Raw genomic sequence first — 19647 nt, forward strand, 5'->3', positions numbered from 1 at the left:
TCGCAGGCAAGCCAGCTCCCACAGAAAAGCAGAGCTGCATCCGCTTCAGATCGGGGCAGAGCGTTTTGCTTACTTTTGCGCTCTTCAAAAGTGAGCCGCTGTAGGAGCGGAACCATAAGCCGCCGTTACCTAAATAACGGATATTTACACCACCGCTTAGCTCAACAAAACCACCCCCCCCGGTAACTCCGTACACTTGGCCCCATACGCATCGCGAATCAAAAGCGCCACCCCCGCCAACTGATGCAAACTAAACCGCGCCTGCACCCGCCGCTTGCCCAACTCCGCATTCATCAGCAGCAACATCCCCGGACGATAGCGATTAATCTCATCCACCACCGTCGCCAATGTCGCGTTATCAAACACCAGCACCTGCTCCCGCCAGGCCACCACCGCCTGCACATCCACCGCTACCGGCTCACCCACACCGCCAGCGTCATAAGTCAGTTGCCGCCCACCCTCAAGCCGCACCGTACGCCCACCCACAGCCACCAACAGCGCCCCATCAATGCACGTCACACACACACTGTGATCCGTATTGCGCACATTGAACCGCGCCCGAGCCGCACTCAACCACCCTCCACCAGCCTGAACCTGAAGCGGCATCGCCGCATTGGCAACCACCTCAACCTCCCCCTCCACCACCTCAATCCCCCCCTCGCGCCGACTGATCCGCGTCTGGGTATTGAGCTCCAGCCGAACCCCCTCACTCAACTCCACCCGCCGCTGCTCCCCAACCTCGGTGCGGTAATCCGCCGTCAACCCGGCAAACCCACCCGGCACGGTAAATCGCACCATCAACACCGCCGCCGACGCCGCAATCGCCCCACCCAAAAACGCCCGTCGCCCAAAATGCCGTGGACGGGAAATCTGCTCGGCGGCCGGCGCCAATTGCTGCCACAACACCTTGGCCTGCTCGAACGCCCGGGCATGTTCCGAACTCTGGGCGCACCACTGGCGTAACGCTTTGGCGTCCGCGACGGTGGCCCGGCCCGAAGTCAGCAGCAGCAGCCAATCACGCGCTTCATCGTGCAGGGGGCTGTCTGGCGTATTCCGGGCAGCGGAGAAGTTAAAAATGTTCAAGCGCGCAGGTACTCAACGGATTATCAGGGACTCAATCACTAAGACGGTTTTCCGGCCCCGGGACCGAACCGCTGGATCACTTTTCTTTCAAGGCGCTGCGCGCAGTGGCCCAGCCCAGCCTTGATTTCCTTTTCCACCATGCGCGTGGAAATCCCGAAACGCTTGGAGATTTCCAGGTGCGGCGCCTCTTCCAGGCGCGCAGCGATCAGGATCTGGCGCCGCCGCGCCGGCAGTTCGTAGAGGGCCTTGAGCAAGGACTGGATTTCCCGCTGGCCACCCACCACCCGCGAGGGGTCCTGGGCTTCATCGGCTGTCTGCAGCAGCTCTTCGACTTCACTGCCGGTCAGCAGCCGCGCATCCGCCTGGCGTCGGTCGGCGGCGATGTTCAGGGCCATGCGGTACAGGTAAGCATTGGGTTGCGCCAGGTTCGGCGGCACGTCCATGCGGTCGACCCGCAGGTAGGTTTCGTGCAGCACGTCGTTGGCCAGGTCTTCGGACCCGAGGCGCTTGCGCAGGCGTACCTTGAAGTCCTCGTAGGACGCCAGGAACAGGCTGACCATCGTGCTGTGGCCGGTGTCTTTCATGCCCCGGAAACTCCTTCCCCTGCTGTGCATTCCATGCGTGTTCCTGTTGAATCGGGCACCAAAAGTAAGGTCACCGGCAAGCGCAGTGAACTGGGCGCCGGGCGTTCGACACGGGTGGTGCCCAGGCCGCGCACCAGCGCTTCGTCACGCTGCAGGTCACCTGTGGAACTGACCAGGCGGCTGTGTTCGATCACCCCGTCACCGTTGACCCACACCTGCACCAGCGCGCGGTAACTGCCGGGGCGGGTCAGGGGCGAACGGCACAAACTGCGCTCGATCGCCTGCTGCAAGGCCGTGGCGTAGCTGTTGTTGATCCGTGCTGCATGGCCGGCCTTCAGTCCCCGCGTCGTTGCCGGCTGGCTGACCTCGGGGACTTGCAGGGTGAACGCATCGCTGCGGGCATAACGCGCCATCAAGCCACTCCCTGTCAGCAGCAGGCCCAAGGCTTGCTGCGCGCTGTAGCGGCCATGTACACCGATGGAACGCCGGCCCCGGGTCAATTCGCGATCCACCAGCACCGCCATGCCGGTGGCACGGCTGAACGCTTGGAGGGCGTTATCCAGGTTCTGGGCAGGCAGGTCCAGGATCACTTCGGCGCGCACGCTCTGCGCCAGCCCCAACAACAGAGCCAGGCAGCAACCCGCGCGCCTCCAAGCCCCCCTGCTCAGCATCGCAACACGTCCGACATAGCCTACAAAACCGTCATCCTGAGGCCAGTTTATGAACCTGATGTTACGGTGCCAGCAAAAAAAACATCACGGTGACGGGCAGCTCGCTGCACTACACTTTCGCCCCATACCCGCCCATTTCCCAAGGCGCGCCAGGAGGCACCGATGAACCTGTTCCCGACCCTCGCCAGCCTGTTGCTGTGTGCAACCCTGCCGCTGATGGCCCACGCCGAAGGCACACCCAGTGGCTGCGCCGAGGTCAATGTGGATGGCTACAAGGCGCCGGACTATGGCTGCCTGAGCCAGCAGATGGGCAACAGCCCGGACGCCGCCAAGGCCACGCAAAAGAACCAGGAAGCGCAACAGGTGCCCATCGAAAAACGCAAGCCGAACCAGATCGGGCTCTCTACCCCGGCGGCGACCAGCGTGCGCATGGGCAATACCTTTGGTACTTCAGTGAAACCCCAGCGGCCTTGATCGCCGCTTGTCCCCCTCCTGCGCGCCCGCTCGAAAAAAAGCCATTGTGTTATCGCGATTGCCGATGTTATGTTTCTAACAGACATCAAAATCATGAAACCTGAGTAACATCAATGACCGGTCTCCGCGAAAACGTCATGGATAAAAGCAGCTTCCAGCGCACGCTGGAACAGCAGTTCCCGACGCTGACGCCCACCGGCAAGCGCATCGCGACCTACCTGCTGGGCAACCTGCAACAGCTGCCGTTCGAAACCGCCGACAGCATCGCCCAGCAAGCCGGCACCACCGGGATTTCAGTGGGGCGTTTTTTGCGCGCCCTGGGTTATCGCAACCTCGATGACGTCAAGCAAGGCCTGCGTGGCGACCCGCAAGCGTCCTGGCTGATCACCGACCGCCTGGGTGCCTTTCGCCAGGAGAACGATCAGGAAGACGCCCTCGACCGCTCCCTCAACCGCGAGATCGAAGCCATCCAGCACGTCTACGGCCTGGCCCGCAGCCCGGGTTTCGCCGACATCGTGCAGCACATCGTGGACGCCGACGCCGTGTTCATCCTCGGCATCCAGTCCACCCGGGGCATCCTCAACGCGTTCCACAGTCACCTGGAATACATTCGCCCCAAGGTCTATTACGTCGATGGCCTGTCGGGGATCTACGCCGAGACCCTGAACTCCGGTTTTGAACAGCCCTACGCCATCACGGCGGACTTCCGCGCGTATTCGAGCATCACGCCCACGTTCTGCGAGACCGCCAATGCCCAGGGTCTACCCTTGGCGCTGATCACCGACTTGCAATGCCCCTGGGCCCGGGACTACGACCTGGACCTGCTGCAACTGAAAACCGATGTCGGCCAGTTCTGGGACTCCATGGCGCCCCTGACGTGCCTGTTCAACCTGATGGTGTCTGCCGTCGCTGACCGCTACGGCGAGCGACTGGATGCACGCCTGGCAAAAAACCGCGCCCTGCAACAGGCCTTCGGCCAGTTCGAATCCTGACCCTGGAAAGGAAATCTTTGAGTGAATACCAGCCCATTGGTAGAAATCGCCCCACCGGAATACCCGGTACAGGTCGACCTGATCTACGCCAGTGCCGACAACCTGGCAGGCACCGTGATCTACCGCAACGCCCGCTGCCTGTTGCACACCGAAGCGGCGGCCTGCCTGCGCAAGGCGAGCCTGTTGGCACGCCAGGCCGGCATGACCCTGCTGATCTACGACGCCTATCGGCCGGCCTACGCCCAGCAACTGCTGTGGCAAGCCCTGCCCAACCCGGACTACGTGCGCGACCCGCGCCTGGGCTCGCATCACACCCGTGGCGTGGCCGTCGACCTGACACTGATTGATGAACACGGCACACCCCTGGACATGGGCACGGCGTTTGATGCCATGGAGCCCAAGTCCCACCCGTTCTACCCCGACCTGCCGCCGCAGGTGCAGCGCAACCGCCTGCTGTTGCTGGGCATCATGCTCGGCGCCGGCTTCAAGGCGATTGCCACCGAGTGGTGGCATTACGAATTGCCGGATGCCGAACTTTTCCCATTAATTGAGGAGTCGCACTGATCACAAGGACCGTACCATCACAATAATTAGCAGCACCCTTTAGCGCCAACTGCCCGGTTATAGATTTCATAAAAATAAACCAACCCGCTTTTTCCTCTAAATAATCAAGGAAACCGGCATGACCCCAAGCAACCGCAAGACCCTCGCACTCTCCCTGCTGTGCGCCGCCCTGAGCCTGGGCGCGTGGCAATCGGCAAGTGCCGCCGCCCCCAAAGACACCCTGATGATCGGCAAGGCCGCCGACCCGCAAACCCTCGACCCGGCCGTGACCATCGACAATAACGATTGGGCGGTGACGTACCCGGCGTACCAGAAACTGGTGGCCTACAAAGTCGAAAACGGCAAGGGCAGCACCGACGTCAAGGGCGACCTGGCCGACAGCTGGACCACCTCGGCCGACGGCCTGGTGTGGGACTTCAAACTCAAGCCCGGCAACAAGTTCGATGACGGCGCCGAGGTCGATGCCAATGCGGTGAAGTTCTCCTTCGACCGTGTGATGCAGCTCAAGCAAGGCCCCTCGGGCGCGTTCCCGGATGACATGAAAGTCACCGTAGTCGACCCGCTCACCGTGCGGTTCACCCTGACCAAGCCCTACGCGCCCTTCCTCTACACCCTCGCCCACAACGGCGCCGGCATCATCAACCCGGACGTGGTGAAACAGGGCGACGTCAACGCCTACCTCTCCACCCACACCGCCGGTTCCGGCGCATTCCGCCTGACCAACTGGCAAAAAGGCCAGAGCCTGACCCTGGAACCCAACACCTACTACGCCGGCGCCAAGCCCGCGCTGAACAAGGTGGTGATCAAGATCATCAGCGAAGCCTCGGTACGCCGCCTGCAACTGGAACGCGGTGACCTGGACATCGCCGAAGACATGCCCCAGGACCAGCTCACCAACCTGGCCAAAAAGAAAGACGTGGTGATCAAGGAGTTCCCGTCGCTGCGGGTGACCTACCTGTACCTGAACAACCAGAAAGCCCCGCTGAACAACCAGAACGCCCGCCAGGCGATCGTCGATGCCGTGGACTACAAAGGCATTGTCGACGGCATCCTCAAGGGCCAGGCCAAGTTGATGAACGGGCCGATTCCTGCCGGCATGTGGGCCAATGACCCGAGCCTGCCAATGATGAAACAGGACCTGGACGGCGCGGGCGCGAACCTGAAGAAACTCCCGGAAAAAATCACCACCCTGAACTACATGTACTCCGACAAGGACCCCGACTGGGAATCCATCGGCCTGACCCTGCAAGCCAGCCTGGCGCCGCTGGGGATCAACCTGAAGATGGAAAAACTGGCCAACGCCACCATGCGCGAGCGCCTGGGCAAGGGTGACTTCGACGTGTCCATCGGCTCGTGGGCGCCGGACTTCTCCGATCCCTACATGTACATGAACTTCTGGTTCGACTCCTCCCTGCAAGGGCTGCCGGGCAACCGCTCGTTCTACAGCAACCCGGTGGTGGACAAGCTGATTCGTGATGCGGCCGCCAACAACGACACGGCCAAGCGCACCGAGCTGTACCAGGAAGCCCAGAAGATCGTGCTCAAGGACAGCGTGTACGCCTACCTCTATCAGAAGAACTACACCCTGCCGATGCGTGATTCGGTGAAGGGGTACGTGTTCCATCCGATGCTGGAGCAGGTGTTCAACGTGGCTGAGATCAGTAAGTAGAAACTGCTGAAGCGCAACGGTTGTTGCGCCTGGCCCTTTCTATGTGGCGAGGGAGCTTGCTCCCGCTGGGCTGCGAAGCGGCCCCAAAAAAGCCAGGGCCGCTCCGCGCCCCAGCGGGAGCAAGCTCCCTCGCCACAACAAGCCTGCTCTCCACCCGAGGTGCCTCATGGCCTTCCTGAATATGTTGCGCAAACGCCTGTTCGGCCTGATGTTGGTCGTCGTCGGCGTTTCGCTGATTACCTTTTGCATCTCTCACCTGATCCCGGGTGACCCGGCGCGCCTGATTGCCGGCGACCGGGCCAGCGACGCCATTGTCGAGAACATCCGCCATCAACTGGGCCTCGACCTGCCGCTGTACCAACAATACGGCCGCTACATGAGCGACCTGCTGCACGGCGACCTCGGCACATCGATCCGCACCAGCCGTCCGGTGCTTGAAGACCTGAAAGCCTTCTTCCCCGCGACCCTGGAACTGGCGGTTGCCGCCCTGTTGCTCTCCGTATTGGTAGGCGTGCCGCTTGGCGTGCTGTCAGCGGTGTATCACAACCGCGCCATCGACCAGATCGCCCGAACGCTGGCGGTCACCGGCATTTCCACGCCGGCCTTCTGGCTCGGCCTGGGTCTGATCGTATTGTTTTACGGCCAACTCGGCTGGCTGCCCGGCAGCGGTCGGCTGGATGAAGGCCTCGAACCGCCCCGCACCATTACCGGGTTCTACCTGATCGACTCGCTGCTCGCCGGCGATATCCCGCTGTTCCTGAATGCCCTGGAACACCTGATCCTGCCCGCCGTCACCCTGGGTTTCGTCAACCTCGGCGTGGTCGCCCGGCAGATCCGTTCGGCGATGCTCGACCAGTTGGGCGAGGACTACATCCGCACCGCCCGAGCCTATGGCCTGTCGCGCTGGGCGGTAATTTTGCGCCACGCCCTGCCCAATGCGCTGATCCCGTCGATCACCGTGCTCGGCCTGACCCTCGGTGACCTGCTATACGGCGCGGTGCTGACGGAAACCGTGTTCGCCTGGCCAGGCATGGGCGCCTATGTGGTGAAGTCGATCCAGTCCCTGGATTTCCCGGCGGTGATGGGCTTCGCGATCATGGTGTCGTTTATTTATGTGCTGCTGAACATGCTGATCGACCTGCTCTACCGGGTGGTCGACCCACGCATCGGCGAGGTGAACTGAGATGACCGCCCCCGTGACCATGCCCGTACCGGTGCCCCTCGAGCAACGCCCCACCTGGCGTGCGCGAATGGAGTACCTGGGCTATCAAATACGCCGCAGCCCGCTGACCATCGCCGGCCTGACCATCACCTTGATCGTGCTGATCTGCATGGCCTTCGCTCCGTGGCTGGCCAGCCATGACCCCAACGCCTTGAACCTGGCCCAGCGCCTGGCCGAGCCCTCCGCCGAACATTGGTTCGGCACTGATGAAGTCGGCCGCGACCTGTTCAGCCGGGTGCTGTACGGCAGCCGCCAGTCGGTGGGCGTCGGCTTGTTCGTGGCGTTTTCTTCGTGCCTGGTGGGCGGGCTGCTGGGCTGCCTGTCGGGGATCATCGGCGGGCGTTTCGACAGCCTGATCATGCGCCTGATGGACATCATGCTGTCGGTGCCGTCCCTGGTGCTGATCATGGCCCTGGCCGCCGCCCTGGGCCCGAGCCTGTTCAACGCGATGCTGGCGATCACCGTGGTGCGCATTCCGTTCTACGTGCGCCTGGCCCGCGGGCAAGCCCTGAGCATTCGCCAGATGGGCTACGTCAAGGCGTCCCAGACCTTCGGCGCCGGGCGCTGGCACATCGTGTCGTGGCACGTGGGCCGCAACGCCATGCCGCCGTTGCTGGTGCAACTGAGCCTGGACATCGGCAGCGCGATCCTGATGGCCTCGGCCCTGGGTTTCATCGGCCTGGGTGCGCAACAGCCCACCGCCGAATGGGGCGCGATGGTTGCCACCGGGCGCAATTTCATTCTCGACAACTGGTGGTACTCGACCTTTCCGGGGCTGGCGATCCTGGTCACCGCGACCGGTTTCAACCTGCTGGGTGACGGTGTTCGTGACCTGCTCGACCCACGGCAACAGGGGAAATGACCATGTCCAGTCCGGCAGTCCTTGCCATCGATAACCTGAGCCTGGAATTCCCGGCTTACCGCAATAACGTCCAGGCACTCAACGGCGTGTCGTTACACGTCAACCCCGGCGAAGTCGTCGGCGTGGTGGGAGAGTCCGGCTCCGGCAAATCCGTGACCGCCATGCTCAGCCTGCGCCTGCTGCCGGAGCGCAGTTACCGGATCACCGCCGGCAGCTTGCAGATGCTTGGCCGCGACATGCTTGGCGCCAGCGAAAAAGAGCTGTTGCAGATCCGCGGGCGGGACGCGGCGATGATCTTCCAGGAGCCGATGACCGCGCTGAACCCGACCCGGCGCATTGGCCGGCAGATGCTCGATGTGATCATCCACCACCAGCGCCTGAGCAAGGCCGCCGCCCGCGCCAAGGCCATCGCCCTGCTGCGGGACATGCACATCGCCGACCCCGAGCAAGTGCTCGACAGCTACCCCTTCGAACTCTCCGGCGGCATGCGCCAGCGGGTGATGATCGCCCTGGCGTTTTCCTGCGACCCGCAGTTGCTGATCGCCGACGAACCCACCACCGCCCTCGACGTCACCGTGCAACGCCAGGTGCTGTTGCTGCTGCGGGAAAAGGCCCGGGAGCGCGGCACCGCGATCTTGCTGATCACCCACGACATGGCCGTGGTCTCGCAGTTCTGCGACCGGGTCTACGTGATGTACACCGGCGCGGTGGTGGAAGAAGGCCCGACGGCCCAGGTGATGAGCGATCCACGCCATCCCTACACCCAAGGCCTGCTCAGCGGCTTGCCGGAACAGGTAAAGCCCGGCGACGACCTGCTGACCATCCCCGGCCAGGTGCCCAACCTCGCCGCCCTGCCCTCAGGCTGCACCTTCCGCGAACGCTGCCCCCAGGCCATGAGCCAATGCATCGAACGCCCGCGCCTGAACCTGATCAACCCTGTCGGCACTCGCAAAAGCGCGTGCTGGCTGACTGCCGGGGAGTCGGTGTAATGACAGTGCCTCAAGATTCACTGCTGGCCCTGCGGGATGTACGGGTCAAGTTCCCGGTGAAAACCGACTGGCTGGGCCGCCCTCGCGGTTACGCTCACGCCCTGAACGGCATCGACTTGCAGGTGCGCCGAGGGGAAACCCTGGGGATTGTCGGCGAATCCGGCTGCGGTAAAAGCACCCTCGCCCAATTGCTGATGGGCCTGGTCAAACCCAGTGACGGCGAAGTGGACTGGGCCTACGAAAGCGCCCGGGAACGTCACCGCCATGTGCAGATCGTGTTCCAGGACCCGCAATCGTCCCTCGACCCGCGCCTGCCCATCTGGAAAATCATCACCGAGCCGCTGTTCGCCCTCGGCGACACGCCCAAGGGCGAAATGCGCACCATCGCCGCCAAGGTCGCCGCCCAAGTGGGCATCCGCGCCGAATACCTGGACCGCTACCCACACCAGTTTTCCGGTGGCCAGCGCCAACGCATCGCCATCGCCCGCGCGCTCGCCTCCAACCCGAGCATCCTGGTGCTGGACGAACCGACCTCGGCCCTGGATATCTCGGTGCAGGCGCAAATCCTCAACCTGCTGGCCGAGCTGCAACGCCGGCTGGGGCTGACCTACATCCTGATCTCCCACAACGTGTCCGTGGTGCGGCACATGGCCGACCGGGTGGCGGTGATGTACCTGGGGCAGATTGTGGAACTGGGGTGTGCCGAGCAAGTGCTGGAGCAGCCGAAGCATCCCTACACCCAGCTGCTGCTGGAGGCCGTCCCCAAGCTGGGGGTGGCGCTGGATGATGCCTACGTCAGTGCGCCCACCGAGTTGCCGGGGAACCGGGTGTTGCCGGGCGGGTGCTTTTTCCTTGATCGCTGCCCACGCCGCACCCAAGGCTGCGAACGGCCGCAGCGGTTGACGGGCGGGATGAGTCAGCAGGTGCGGTGTCACCTGGAACATCCGTGAGGCACGGTTAACAAAATTTTCATGTTTGCGCGGCTATGATCGGCCACCTCGTTGGGGAGTAGCCTGCTTCGGATTCTCGAAGCGTTCGTATCAACATTCTCGGCAACATGCCGTGGTGCGAACACCATTTTGGTTGGTGAGACCAGCGACACATCCATGCCTGAAGTCGGGCGTGTGGTTGTGTCGTTGACTCATATAGCCCGACTGGAAGTCTTACCGTGAACCCCATTTCCCTCATCCTTCTCGCCCTTGCCATGTCCACGGACGCCTTTGCGGCGGCCATCGGCAAAGGTTCCAGCCTGCACAAACCCCGTTTGACCGAAGCCCTGCGGGCCGGTCTGATCTTTGGTGTGATTGAAGCCATCACGCCGATCATCGGCTGGGCTATCGGCCAGGCGGCCACCCGCTGGGTGGAACAGTGGGACCACTGGATCGCCTTTACCCTGCTGGTAGCCCTGGGCCTGCACATGATCTACAACGGCTTGAAAGCCGATGATCCAGCAGAAGAGAAACCGAGCCAGCACTCGTTCATGATTCTTGCCGTGACAGCGTTTGCCACCAGCATTGATGCCCTGGCGGTCGGTGTGGGCCTGGCGTTTGTTGACGTGAATATTCTGGTGGCCGCTGCGGCGATCGGCTTGGCGACCATGACCATGGTGACCATCGGCATGATGCTCGGCCGGGTGCTGGGGACGGTGGTGGGCAAGCGCGCCGAGATGGTCGGCGGCGTGGTGCTGATGCTGGTGGGTGCGACGATTTTGTATGAGCACCTGTCGGTCTAGACCGACGAATAACAAATGTGGGAGCTGGCTTGCCTGCGATAGCGGAGTGTCAGTCAGCAACGATGTTGACGGGTGCACCGCCATCGCAGGCAAGCCAGCTCCCACACTGGATCTACTGGACCTTATGGAACGTATTTCAGGCCACGTGCTTTTCTTTCTTCAGGCTCTCGATGTCGATCACAAACCGATACTTCACATCGCCCTTGAGCATGCGCTCGTAGGCTTCATTGATGCTCTGGATGTCGATCATCTCGATGTCCGAGACGATCCCATGCTTGGCGCAGAAGTCCAGCATGTCCTGGGTTTCCTGGATGCCGCCGATCAACGAGCCGGCCAGGCTGCGGCGCTTGAAGATCAGGTTGAACACCGTCGGTGACGGGTGTGGGCTGTCCGGCGCGCCTACCAGGGTCATGGTGCCGTCACGCTTGAGCAGGTTGAGGAAGGCATCGAGGTTGTGGGACGCGGCCACGGTGTTGAGGATGAAGTCCAGGGAGTTGGCAACCTTGGCCATTTCATCCGGGTTTTTCGACACCACCACTTCATCGGCACCCAGGCGCAGGCCGTCTTCGCGCTTGTTCGGCGAGGTGGTGAACAGCACCACGTAGGCGCCCATGGCGTGGGCGATTTTCACCGCCATATGCCCCAGGCCACCCAGGCCGACGACGCCGACGCGCTTGCCCGGCCCGACCTTCCAGTGGTGCAGCGGTGAGTAGGTGGTAATGCCTGCACACAGCAGCGGCGCGACCGCCGCCAGGTTGCTCTCGTCGTGGGAGATGCGCAGGACGAACTTCTCCTTGACCACGATAGTGTCCGAGTAGCCGCCGAAGGTGTTTTCGCCGCCAAACACCGGGCCGTTGTAAGTGCCGGTGAAGCCGTTTTCACAGTACTGCTCTTCGCCCTCGGCGCAGGATTCGCAGTGCTGGCAACTGTCGACCATGCAGCCGACGCCGGCCAAATCGCCCACCTTGAACTTGCTGACATTGGCGCCCACGGCCGTCACTCGGCCAACGATTTCATGGCCCGGCACCGACGGGTACAGGGTGTTGTGCCATTCGTCGCGTACGGTGTGCAGGTCCGAGTGGCAGACGCCGCAATAGAGAATGTCGATCTGCACGTCATCGGCCCCGGGGGCGCGACGTTCGAATGTGAAGGGCTTGAGTGAATCCTTGGAGTCACGAGCGGCGTAGCTGTATGTCTTGGCCATTTCGTTCACCTGTTTGTTCAGACGGTTGAAGTCAGTTGACCAGCATAGACGCTGAACCGTTCAACCGAGCACGCCCATACAATCCGCACGGCAGCCCGGCCCCTAAGCTGGCGACTTTTCGATCACGCTGAAAAGTGCTGGAGAATGGGCATGTGCAAGAAAGTGACGACGATATCCCTGGCCTTGACACTGTTGGGCGCGCAGATGATGGGCAGCGCGTTGGCGGCAACACCGGATGTGGCCGTGGCGCCGCAATACGACACCAGTCACGTCTACGTCGCCCCGGCTGACGTGGACCGCTTTGCCCAGAGTTTCCTCGCCACATTCGGCGGCAAAAGCACGCCCCAGGTGGTGGTGAATGTCCTGCCGGTGCCCAGCAGCACCACCTCGCAACTCCTGCAGACACCGGCGGGCACGGTGTCGCTGTTCGGCTTCACCACACCTGTCCCGCACCCGTTCGGCCAGGAGCGCAACGGCTACCTGGTCAAGGACATGGACGTTGCACTCAAGGCTGCCCGGGAAAACGGCGCGGCGGTGATTGTCAGTGATTTTCCCGACCCCATCGGCCGTGATGCGGTGATCCAGTGGCCGGGCGGCGTGAATATGCAGCTCTACTGGCACACCAAGGCCCCGGATTACGCGGCGTTCCAGACCGTTCCGGAGAACCGCGTGTATGTCTCCAGCGACCGCGCCGACACGTTCATCAAGTCTTTCGTCGGGTTTTCCCACGGCAAGGTCCTGGCCGATGACAAGCATGCCCCGGCGGTGGAGATCGGCCAGGCCAGCGGCAGCTATCGCCGCGTCGACATCGAGTCGCCGTTCGGACGCATGGCGGTGCTGGTCACCAACGGTCACCTGCCCTACCCCTTCGGCCATGAAACCACCGGCTATCAGGTGGCCGACCTGACCGACACGCTGGGCAAAGCCACTGGTTCCGGCGCCAAGGTGCTGGTCCCGGCGTTTGACACTAAGGGCCGGCGCAGCGCGCTGGTGGAATTCCCGGGCGGTTACGTCGCGGAGATTCACCAGCTCAGCGGCGCAAAATGATCCGCGGCACAGGCTGGGGCCTGGCGGTGCTGTGGCCGTTGCTGGCCGGCAGCGCCCACGCTGACGATCAACCGACGCGGCCGGACATCAAAGCCAACCGCTGGCAGGAAGACTGGTCCGTGCTCAAGGACCCGACGCTGCGCACCCAACCCCTGGACAGCCTGAAGTACATCCCGCTGTCCAGTGCCAACCCGTTCACTTACCTGTCCCTGGGCGCGACCTTGCGTGAGCGCTTCGAGATGAACGATGCCGCCGGTTTCGGCGCGAAGAACGTGGCCCGTGACCAGTACCTGATCCAGCGTTTCCAGGTACACGCCGACCTGCACCTGGATGAAAACTGGCGGGTGTTTACCCAGCTGGAGGATGCGCGGGCCTATGACAAGACGACGATCGGCGGCGCCGACCAGAACCGCGTCGACCTGCGCCTGGCCTTTGCCGAGTACATCAACACCTTCAGTGCCGGTACGTTCAAGGGCCGTGTCGGCCGGCAGGACTTTGCCTTCGACTTGCAGCGCTTCATCTCCTCGCGGGACGGGCCGAACGTGCGCCAGTCCTTTGATGCGCTCTGGGCTGACTGGGAAACCTCGAACTGGCGTTTTATCGGGATCGCCAGCCACCCGGTGCAGTACCAGGACGAGCGGCACTTCGACGATAAATCCAACGCTGACGTGCAGTTTCACCTGCTGCGGGTCGAGCGGCTGGTGGGTGGCAAGAATGAGCTGTCGGCCTATTACGGGGTGTATGAGCGCAGCGATGCCCACTACCTGGACGGCGACGGCGATGAGAAACGCCAGCTGTTCGACGCCCGGCTGGGGGGCGCGGCCCGGGGGTTCGATTGGGACATTGAAGCCATGCTGCAAGGTGGCTCGGTGGGCCACAAGGATATTCGCGCCTGGGGTGGCGGCAGCCGCGTGGGCTACACCTTCGACAGCCTGGCCTGGACCCCGCGTCTGGGACTGCAAATGGATATTGCCTCGGGGGACCGCCACGCCGGTGACGGCACGGTGGGGACGTTCAACCCGCTGTTCCCCAATGGTTACTACTTTTCCCTGGCGGGTTATACGGGCTACAGCAACCTGATTCACGTCAAGCCGTCGATCACCGTCAAGCCTATCGCCAAGCTCAGCGTTCAGACCGCCGTGGGCCTGCTCTGGCGGCAAACCACCGCAGACGCGGTCTACACTCAGCCCAACCTGCCGGTGGCCGGCACCGCAGGCCAGGGTGAACGCTGGACCGGCGCCTACGCTCAAGTTCGCACCGACTATGGGTTTACCCCCAACCTCACCGGCGCCGTCGAGGCCGTGCACTACGCGGTCGGCCAGACGCTGCGGGATGCGGGCGGCCATGACAGCAATTACCTGGGGGTGGAACTCAAGTTCAGTTGGTAAACCCAACCAAGCACACCCGTACAAGCGCTGCCTGCGCCTGTTCGACAATAGTCAGCCTTTGCCTTCGCACTCACCCAAGGAGTTTCCATGAGCACATTCCTCGCCAAAGACGGTACCGAAATCTACTTCAAGGACTGGGGCAGCGGTAAACCCGTGCTGTTCAGCCATGGCTGGCCGCTGGACGCCGACATGTGGGAATACCAGATGGAATACCTGAGCAGCCGCGGCTACCGCACCATCGCGTTTGACCGCCGTGGTTTTGGCCGCTCGGACCAGCCCTGGACCGGTAACGACTACGACACCTTCGCCGACGATATCGCCGGGCTGATCAACCACCTGGACCTGCAAGACGTGACGTTGGTGGGCTTTTCCATGGGCGGTGGCGATGTCGCACGTTATATCGCGCGCCATGGCAGCGCGCGTGTGGCCGGCCTGGTGTTGCTGGGGGCGGTGACGCCGCTGTTCGGCCAGAAACCCGACTACCCGCAAGGTGTTCCCAAGGATGTGTTCGACGGCATCAAGGCCGGCCTGCTGAAGGACCGCGCGCAGTTCATTGCCGATTTCAACACGCCGTTCTTCGGCATCAACAAGGGCCAGAAAGTCTCCGACGGTGTACTGACCCAGAGCTTGCAGATCGCCCTGCTCGCCTCGCTCAAGTCCACGGTGGATTGCGTCACCGCGTTCTCGGAAACCGATTTCCGTCCAGACATGGCCAAGATCGACGTACCGACCTTGGTCATCCACGGAGACGGCGACCAGATCGTACCGTTCGAAACCACCGGCAAGGTGGCTGCCGAGATGATCAAGAACGCCGAATTGAAAGTGTACAAGGATGCGCCACATGGCTTCGCGGTCACCCACGCCGAAGCCTTGAACGCCGACCTGCTGGCGTTCCTCAAGCGCTGAAGCGACTGCATCACGCTGCTACACCTCCTTTTGGCCGGGCTTGCACCCGGCCTTTTTTATTCAGGCGTAACGCAGGGGCCCGCCCCACCGCTGGTTGAGCGCCAATTGCCCGGGCCCGGCAATCAGGATGCTGGTAAAAATGATCGACAGCAGCCAGCCAAACTGCCCTTCGAGCAGCGTCCACTGCGGATGCACCACCAGCATGGCGATCAGCAGCACACTCAGGATCGGCAAGCAGGCCAGGCGCACCAGCACCCCGGCGATGATCAACAGCGGGCACAGTACCTCGGCAAAAATCGCCAGCAACAGTGTCACGCTCGCCCCCAGGTGGAAGGGATCCTCGATCACCTTCAACTGTTCGCCGTAGTCCAGCAGCTTGGGCAGGCCATGGACCCACAGCAGGAACAATCCCCCGCTGACCCGCAAAAACAGCAGCCCGATATCCCGTGCCCATTCTTCCCGTTGTGATGCGTTCATAGGCGACCTGTCTCCGTGACGTTCACCGGCGTTTTTTTACGCCGGAACCGGAGCTGATTGTGCCGCCACGGACGCCTCGGAAATTGCAGCGATGTGCTGACCTGGGAGTTCACTCACCCGTGCCGGCAAACCCCGCGACGATCTCGTCGATCACCACCCGCACCCGCGCGGTGTGCCGCAGGTCGGCATGGGTCACCAGCCACACGTCGTAGGGCAACGGTCGCGTACGCTCCGGCCACAGCCGCACCAGCCCGTCCCGCTCGCCGGAAATCAGCGGAATTTCACCGATGCCCAGGCCCGCGGCGATGGACCGGCGCACCAGCAGGCTGGAACTCATGGCCGCAACGATGCGCCCGCGCCCCAACGGCTCGGAGACCAGGGTCAGGTCTTTTTGGCTTTGCAGGTGCGGCTGGTACACCACCAGGTCGTGTCCTTCGAACAGGCTGCCCGGCTCCGGTGCGCCGTGCCGCTCGATATACGCCTGCGAGGCAAACAGCCCCACCGGCCAGCGGGCGATGCGCCGGGCGATCAGGTCGGGGTTGTCCGGGCGTGTGTTGCGCACGGCGATGTCGGCTTCGCGCTTGGCCAGGTTAAGGAACTGGGTCGAGGCGTCCATCTGCACACTGACGTCAGGGTGCGCGTCATGCAGCCGGGCGATGGCCGGGATCAGGAAGTCGATGGCCAGGGAATCGGTGGTGGTCACCCGTACGGTGCCGGTCAGGCGGTCGTCCAGGCCTTGGACCTGACGTTCCAGGTCGAGGGCCGAGCGCTCCATTTTCTCCACCGATTGCAAGGCGGCTTCACCCACGGCCGTCAGCGCGTAGCCCTCGGACGTACGCAGGAATAACGTTGCGTTCAGGGACTTTTCCAGGGCATTGACCCGTCGCCCCACCGTGGCCTGATCCACCCCCAGCACCCGCGCGGCCCCGCGCAATGTGGACTCACGGCACACCGCGAGAAACACCCGCGCATCGTCCCAGTTCATGATTTTCCCCCTTGATGCATTTATGCATCACCGTGACGTGTAATCGCAGCATTATTGCATCACCCATCGCGGATATGCTGGGCGCCAGAGAAAATCCTCCGGATCGCCAGCCTGCTGAACCGCCCGGTACCGGGCGCGGTCCCAACCCATACGTTCATTGCTACAGGTGCACTCACATGAATCTGCCCCACGAAATGACCCTGATCGAAATCACTAGCCCCGGCGGCCCCGAGGTTCTGCAACCGCGCCAGGAGCCTATGCCGGTGGCCGGCCCCGGCGAAGTGTTGATCCGCGTGCACGCCGCCGGCGTCAATCGCCCGGACGCCCTGCAACGCGCCGGCACGTACCCGATGAAACCCGGTATGAGCCCGTTCCCCGGGCTGGAAGTGGCCGGTGTGGTGGCCGCGCTGGGCGAAGGCGTCAGCGAGTACGCATTGGGCGACAAGGTCTGCGTCCTGACCAATGGCGGCGGGTATGCCCAGTACTGCGCGGTACCCGCCAGCCAGACCTTGCCGGTTCCCGAGGGGCTGGACTGGATTCAGGCGGCAGCGATTCCGGAGACCTTCTTCACGGTGTGGGCCAACCTGTTCGGCATCGGCGGCGCGCATAAAGACCAGCGCGTGCTGATCCACGGCGGCACCAGCGGCATCGGCACCACCGCGCTGATGCTGTGCCGCGAGTTTGGTATCGAAGCCTTCGCCACCGCCGGCAGTGCAGAAAAATGCGCCACCATCCGCGAACTGGGGGCCGAACCGATCAACTACCGAGAGCAGGATTTCGCCCAGGTCATCGTTGACAAAACCGCTGGCAAGGGCGTCAACGTGATCCTCGACATCATGGGTGGCTCCTACCTGAACAACAACATCAGCGCCCTGGCCATGGAGGGTCGGCTGGTGATGCTGGGCTTCCTGGGCGGCGCACGCGCCAAGGACATCGACCTGCTGGCGATCCTCGGCAAGCGCGCGATCGTGACCGGCTCGTTGCTGCGCGCGCGCACCCGGGAAGAAAAAGCCGCGATCGCCGCACAGCTGCGCGAACACGTGTGGCCGGTGCTGTCGGCCGGGCGTTGCCTGCCGATGATCGATGAGGTGTATGCCTATACCGACGCCGCGAAGGCCCATGCGCGGATGGAAGGTGGTGATCACATCGGCAAGATCGTGTTGCGGGTGGACTGAAAAAACGCTGCGGGTCAGGCCTGGGGTTTCAACAGGGCCTGATACGCTTGCGCCTCGGCGAACAACCACTCGGAAAACTCCCGCTGCTTGTTCGCCGCACGCTCCCGTGGCGGCCACACCAGCCAATACGGATAAGGGTACGGTGCGGTGATCTCACTCAACTGCACCAACTCACCTCGCCCAATGGCGTCCTGCACCAGGCTGCGTCGATCCAGCGCGATGCCCTGCCCCAGCCGCACCGCCTCCAGCACCAGGTTCGAATCGTTGCTGCACAGGCCCTGCCGCTCAACAGCCATGTCCACACCGGCGGCCTGGCACCAGGGCATCCAGGATTCAGTGCTGTGAATGATCCGGCTCTCGATGATCTGCGCTGGCGTGCACGGCAGTTGCCCACCGTTGAAGTGTGGCGCCGCGACCACCACTAGTTCGTCATGGAACAGTAACGTCTGCTCCACGCCCTCCCAGTCGCCCTTGCCCATGCGAATGCCGATATCCACCGACTCCTGATGCAGGTTGGAAACCGTCAGGCTGGCTTGCAGGCGGATGTTGATGTCCGGGTAACGCTGCTGAAACGCCGGCAGCCTGGGGATCAACCAGGCGCGGGCAAACGAGGGGATGACGGCCACCACCAGTTCGCCCATTTTCGGCTGGGCCTGGATCGTCCGGGTAGCGTGCTCGATGTCCGCCAGCGCCTGGCGGATTTGCAGCGCGTACAAGCGGCCATCCTCGCTGACACGCAGCCCGCGACCTTCACGCACAAACAGGGTAAGGCCGACCATCTCCTCCAGCGCCTTGATCTGCTGGCTGATTGCCGAGTGGGTGACGTGCAATTCCTTGGCGGCCAGGGTCACGCTCCCGAGCCTGGAGGTGGCTTCGAAACTACGCAGTGCGGCCAGGGGTGGGAAAGGGTTCATGTAAGCGTGGCTAACCTTTCGTGATAAAAAAGATCGATATTGCGGGGGAAAATCCCCCGATAAAGTAATCTGAATTTAACACTGCGGTAAATGGAGGCTACATGAAACTGGTCGGCATGCTGGACTCGCCCTACGTGCGCCGCGTGGCAATTTCCCTGGAGCTGTACGGTGTCGCGTTTGAACACCAGTCGCTGTCGGTGTTCAGCACCTTCGAGGAGTTCTACAGGATCAACCCGGTGGTCAAGGCCCCGACACTGGTGCTCGACGACGGTACGGTGCTGATGGATTCCGGCCTGATCCTCGAATACCTGGAAGCCCTGGCGCCGGCTGATAAAAAGCTGTTGCCCCAGCAAACAGTGGCACTTGCCCGGGATCTGCAGGTGATCGGCCTGGCGCTGGCCGCGTGCGAAAAAACCGTGCAGATCGTCTACGAACATCACCTGCGACCTGCCGAAAAACTTCACCAGCCGTGGATCGACCGTGTGACCGGGCAACTGCTGGCGGCTTATTCGTTGTTGGAGACGCTGATGGCCGAGGGCGACAGCGACACGCCGCTGAACCAGGCGAGCCTGACGGTGGCGGTCGCCTGGTCCTTCACTCAGCTCAAGATTGCCGACGTCGTGAAGGCCGATGCGTTCCCGCACTTGCAGCGCCATGCGGCACGTGCGGAACAGCATTCGGCATTTCACAAGTACCCGACCGAGTAGCC

At 62.8% G+C, this 19647-nt stretch carries 21 protein-coding genes and 1 riboswitch; of the genes, 14 read left to right on the top strand and 7 right to left on the bottom strand.

All coding sequences use genetic code 11. From position 1 onward, the window contains the following. Nucleotides 1-156 precede the first annotated feature (156 nt). From LIY45_RS28410 to LIY45_RS28420, 3 genes are read right to left on the bottom strand one after another with little or no spacing between them, the layout of a single operon-like run. Nucleotides 157-1083, bottom strand: coding sequence for a FecR domain-containing protein (locus LIY45_RS28410; RefSeq protein WP_226478359.1), 927 nt, complete (start codon nucleotides 1081-1083; stop codon nucleotides 157-159). 38 nt (nucleotides 1084-1121) lie between these two features. Beyond that, nucleotides 1122-1667: an RNA polymerase sigma factor gene (locus LIY45_RS28415; protein WP_017475334.1), complete on the bottom strand. Its 546-nt coding sequence runs from the start codon at nucleotides 1665-1667 to the stop codon at nucleotides 1122-1124. Continuing rightward, nucleotides 1664-2338 carry a secretin and TonB N-terminal domain-containing protein gene (locus LIY45_RS28420; protein WP_050555035.1) on the bottom strand — a complete coding sequence of 225 codons (675 nt, stop codon included), beginning with the start codon at nucleotides 2336-2338 and terminating at the stop codon, nucleotides 1664-1666. The genes LIY45_RS28415 and LIY45_RS28420 overlap by 4 nt, the downstream gene beginning before the upstream one ends. A gap of 162 nt (nucleotides 2339-2500) precedes the next feature. Here LIY45_RS28420 and LIY45_RS28425 point away from each other — a divergent pair, with 162 nt between their 5' ends. The 9 genes from LIY45_RS28425 (at nucleotide 2501) to mntP (ending at nucleotide 10842) form a co-directional block, all read left to right on the top strand. Then, entirely contained in the window at nucleotides 2501-2812 is a 312-nt protein-coding gene (locus tag LIY45_RS28425) for a hypothetical protein (RefSeq protein ID WP_017475336.1), read from the top strand. Between the two features lie 137 nt (nucleotides 2813-2949). After that, nucleotides 2950-3804, top strand: coding sequence for a MurR/RpiR family transcriptional regulator (locus tag LIY45_RS28430; RefSeq protein WP_226478385.1), 855 nt, complete (start codon nucleotides 2950-2952; stop codon nucleotides 3802-3804). A gap of 21 nt (nucleotides 3805-3825) precedes the next feature. After that, nucleotides 3826-4368, top strand: a complete 543-nt coding sequence (gene ddpX / locus LIY45_RS28435; RefSeq protein ID WP_226478360.1) for a D-alanyl-D-alanine dipeptidase — start codon at nucleotides 3826-3828, stop codon at nucleotides 4366-4368. A gap of 118 nt (nucleotides 4369-4486) precedes the next feature. Continuing rightward, nucleotides 4487-6037 (top strand): ABC transporter substrate-binding protein, encoded by a 1551-nt coding sequence (locus LIY45_RS28440; RefSeq protein WP_226478361.1) that lies wholly within the window; start codon nucleotides 4487-4489, stop codon nucleotides 6035-6037. 166 nt (nucleotides 6038-6203) lie between these two features. Beyond that, the gene (locus LIY45_RS28445; RefSeq protein ID WP_226478362.1) at nucleotides 6204-7220 is read left to right on the top strand and encodes an ABC transporter permease; all 1017 of its coding nucleotides are present in this window, start codon (nucleotides 6204-6206) and stop codon (nucleotides 7218-7220) included. A 1-nt stretch (nucleotide 7221) separates the two neighbouring features. Beyond that, nucleotides 7222-8121 carry a D,D-dipeptide ABC transporter permease gene (gene ddpC, locus LIY45_RS28450; protein ID WP_026077711.1) on the top strand — a complete coding sequence of 300 codons (900 nt, stop codon included), beginning with the start codon at nucleotides 7222-7224 and terminating at the stop codon, nucleotides 8119-8121. Beyond that, nucleotides 8118-9110, top strand: a complete 993-nt coding sequence (locus LIY45_RS28455; protein WP_093208668.1) for an ABC transporter ATP-binding protein — start codon at nucleotides 8118-8120, stop codon at nucleotides 9108-9110. Before ddpC ends, LIY45_RS28455 begins: the two co-directional genes overlap by 4 nt. Continuing rightward, nucleotides 9110-10060, top strand: coding sequence for an oligopeptide/dipeptide ABC transporter ATP-binding protein (locus LIY45_RS28460; RefSeq protein ID WP_226478363.1), 951 nt, complete (start codon nucleotides 9110-9112; stop codon nucleotides 10058-10060). Before LIY45_RS28455 ends, LIY45_RS28460 begins: the two co-directional genes overlap by 1 nt. A gap of 39 nt (nucleotides 10061-10099) precedes the next feature. Next, nucleotides 10100-10268: riboswitch (yybP-ykoY riboswitch) on the top strand. A 10-nt stretch (nucleotides 10269-10278) separates the two neighbouring features. Next, on the top strand, nucleotides 10279-10842 hold the full coding sequence (gene mntP / locus LIY45_RS28465) for a manganese efflux pump MntP (RefSeq protein WP_226478364.1): 564 nt from the start codon (nucleotides 10279-10281) through the stop codon (nucleotides 10840-10842). Between the two features lie 136 nt (nucleotides 10843-10978). Here mntP and LIY45_RS28470 read toward each other — a convergent pair whose 3' ends face one another. After that, entirely contained in the window at nucleotides 10979-12046 is a 1068-nt protein-coding gene (locus LIY45_RS28470; protein WP_226478365.1) for an NAD(P)-dependent alcohol dehydrogenase, read from the bottom strand. Nucleotides 12047-12196: 150 nt separating this feature from the next. Here LIY45_RS28470 and LIY45_RS28475 point away from each other — a divergent pair, with 150 nt between their 5' ends. The 3 genes from LIY45_RS28475 to LIY45_RS28485 all read left to right on the top strand — a co-directional run bounded on the left by LIY45_RS28475 (nucleotide 12197) and on the right by LIY45_RS28485 (nucleotide 15387). After that, a complete protein-coding gene (locus LIY45_RS28475; RefSeq protein WP_226478366.1) occupies nucleotides 12197-13093 on the top strand; it encodes a glyoxalase in 897 nt (298 codons plus the stop codon). Next, on the top strand, nucleotides 13090-14481 hold the full coding sequence (locus tag LIY45_RS28480) for an alginate export family protein (RefSeq protein ID WP_226478367.1): 1392 nt from the start codon (nucleotides 13090-13092) through the stop codon (nucleotides 14479-14481). The genes LIY45_RS28475 and LIY45_RS28480 overlap by 4 nt, the downstream gene beginning before the upstream one ends. 87 nt (nucleotides 14482-14568) lie before the next feature. Continuing rightward, nucleotides 14569-15387: an alpha/beta hydrolase gene (locus LIY45_RS28485; protein WP_226478368.1), complete on the top strand. Its 819-nt coding sequence runs from the start codon at nucleotides 14569-14571 to the stop codon at nucleotides 15385-15387. A gap of 60 nt (nucleotides 15388-15447) precedes the next feature. Here the strand turns inward: LIY45_RS28485 and LIY45_RS28490 are convergent, their stop codons facing one another. Beyond that, the gene (locus tag LIY45_RS28490) at nucleotides 15448-15864 is read right to left on the bottom strand and encodes a DoxX family protein (RefSeq protein WP_226478369.1); all 417 of its coding nucleotides are present in this window, start codon (nucleotides 15862-15864) and stop codon (nucleotides 15448-15450) included. Nucleotides 15865-15973: 109 nt separating this feature from the next. Next, entirely contained in the window at nucleotides 15974-16849 is an 876-nt protein-coding gene (locus LIY45_RS28495; RefSeq protein ID WP_226478370.1) for a LysR family transcriptional regulator, read from the bottom strand. A 176-nt stretch (nucleotides 16850-17025) separates the two neighbouring features. Here LIY45_RS28495 and LIY45_RS28500 point away from each other — a divergent pair, with 176 nt between their 5' ends. Next, nucleotides 17026-18024 (top strand): NAD(P)H-quinone oxidoreductase, encoded by a 999-nt coding sequence (locus LIY45_RS28500; protein ID WP_226478371.1) that lies wholly within the window; start codon nucleotides 17026-17028, stop codon nucleotides 18022-18024. A gap of 14 nt (nucleotides 18025-18038) precedes the next feature. On the opposite strand, the gene LIY45_RS28505 is transcribed toward LIY45_RS28500, so the two are convergent. Next, on the bottom strand, nucleotides 18039-18938 hold the full coding sequence (locus LIY45_RS28505; protein ID WP_226478372.1) for a LysR substrate-binding domain-containing protein: 900 nt from the start codon (nucleotides 18936-18938) through the stop codon (nucleotides 18039-18041). 101 nt (nucleotides 18939-19039) lie between these two features. On the opposite strand from LIY45_RS28505, the gene LIY45_RS28510 reads away from it, so the two are divergent. Beyond that, on the top strand, nucleotides 19040-19645 hold the full coding sequence (locus LIY45_RS28510; protein ID WP_226478373.1) for a glutathione S-transferase family protein: 606 nt from the start codon (nucleotides 19040-19042) through the stop codon (nucleotides 19643-19645). Nucleotides 19646-19647 lie beyond the last annotated feature (2 nt).

It is taken from the genome of Pseudomonas sp. MWU16-30323, assembly GCF_020515595.1.
Classification (GTDB): domain Bacteria; phylum Pseudomonadota; class Gammaproteobacteria; order Pseudomonadales; family Pseudomonadaceae; genus Aquipseudomonas; species Aquipseudomonas yamanorum.

What these genes read in the sequence shown, in the direction of transcription:
- LIY45_RS28475 (WP_226478366.1), top strand. Translation starts at nt 12,197, where the DNA reads ATGTGCAAGAAAGTGACGACGATATCCCTGGCCTTGACACTGTTGGGC.
- LIY45_RS28500 (WP_226478371.1), top strand. Translation starts at nt 17,026, where the DNA reads ATGAATCTGCCCCACGAAATGACCCTGATCGAAATCACTAGCCCCGGC.
- LIY45_RS28460 (WP_226478363.1), top strand. Translation starts at nt 9,110, where the DNA reads ATGACAGTGCCTCAAGATTCACTGCTGGCCCTGCGGGATGTACGGGTC.
- LIY45_RS28430 (WP_226478385.1), top strand. Translation starts at nt 2,950, where the DNA reads ATGGATAAAAGCAGCTTCCAGCGCACGCTGGAACAGCAGTTCCCGACG.
- LIY45_RS28485 (WP_226478368.1), top strand. Translation starts at nt 14,569, where the DNA reads ATGAGCACATTCCTCGCCAAAGACGGTACCGAAATCTACTTCAAGGAC.
- LIY45_RS28490 (WP_226478369.1), bottom strand. Translation starts at nt 15,864, where the DNA reads ATGAACGCATCACAACGGGAAGAATGGGCACGGGATATCGGGCTGCTG.
- LIY45_RS28505 (WP_226478372.1), bottom strand. Translation starts at nt 18,938, where the DNA reads ATGAACCCTTTCCCACCCCTGGCCGCACTGCGTAGTTTCGAAGCCACC.
- LIY45_RS28425 (WP_017475336.1), top strand. Translation starts at nt 2,501, where the DNA reads ATGAACCTGTTCCCGACCCTCGCCAGCCTGTTGCTGTGTGCAACCCTG.
- LIY45_RS28440 (WP_226478361.1), top strand. Translation starts at nt 4,487, where the DNA reads ATGACCCCAAGCAACCGCAAGACCCTCGCACTCTCCCTGCTGTGCGCC.
- LIY45_RS28415 (WP_017475334.1), bottom strand. Translation starts at nt 1,667, where the DNA reads ATGAAAGACACCGGCCACAGCACGATGGTCAGCCTGTTCCTGGCGTCC.
- LIY45_RS28470 (WP_226478365.1), bottom strand. Translation starts at nt 12,046, where the DNA reads ATGGCCAAGACATACAGCTACGCCGCTCGTGACTCCAAGGATTCACTC.
- LIY45_RS28495 (WP_226478370.1), bottom strand. Translation starts at nt 16,849, where the DNA reads ATGAACTGGGACGATGCGCGGGTGTTTCTCGCGGTGTGCCGTGAGTCC.
- LIY45_RS28420 (WP_050555035.1), bottom strand. Translation starts at nt 2,338, where the DNA reads ATGCTGAGCAGGGGGGCTTGGAGGCGCGCGGGTTGCTGCCTGGCTCTG.
- ddpC (WP_026077711.1), top strand. Translation starts at nt 7,222, where the DNA reads ATGACCGCCCCCGTGACCATGCCCGTACCGGTGCCCCTCGAGCAACGC.
- LIY45_RS28445 (WP_226478362.1), top strand. Translation starts at nt 6,204, where the DNA reads ATGGCCTTCCTGAATATGTTGCGCAAACGCCTGTTCGGCCTGATGTTG.
- LIY45_RS28510 (WP_226478373.1), top strand. Translation starts at nt 19,040, where the DNA reads ATGAAACTGGTCGGCATGCTGGACTCGCCCTACGTGCGCCGCGTGGCA.
- LIY45_RS28480 (WP_226478367.1), top strand. Translation starts at nt 13,090, where the DNA reads ATGATCCGCGGCACAGGCTGGGGCCTGGCGGTGCTGTGGCCGTTGCTG.
- LIY45_RS28455 (WP_093208668.1), top strand. Translation starts at nt 8,118, where the DNA reads ATGACCATGTCCAGTCCGGCAGTCCTTGCCATCGATAACCTGAGCCTG.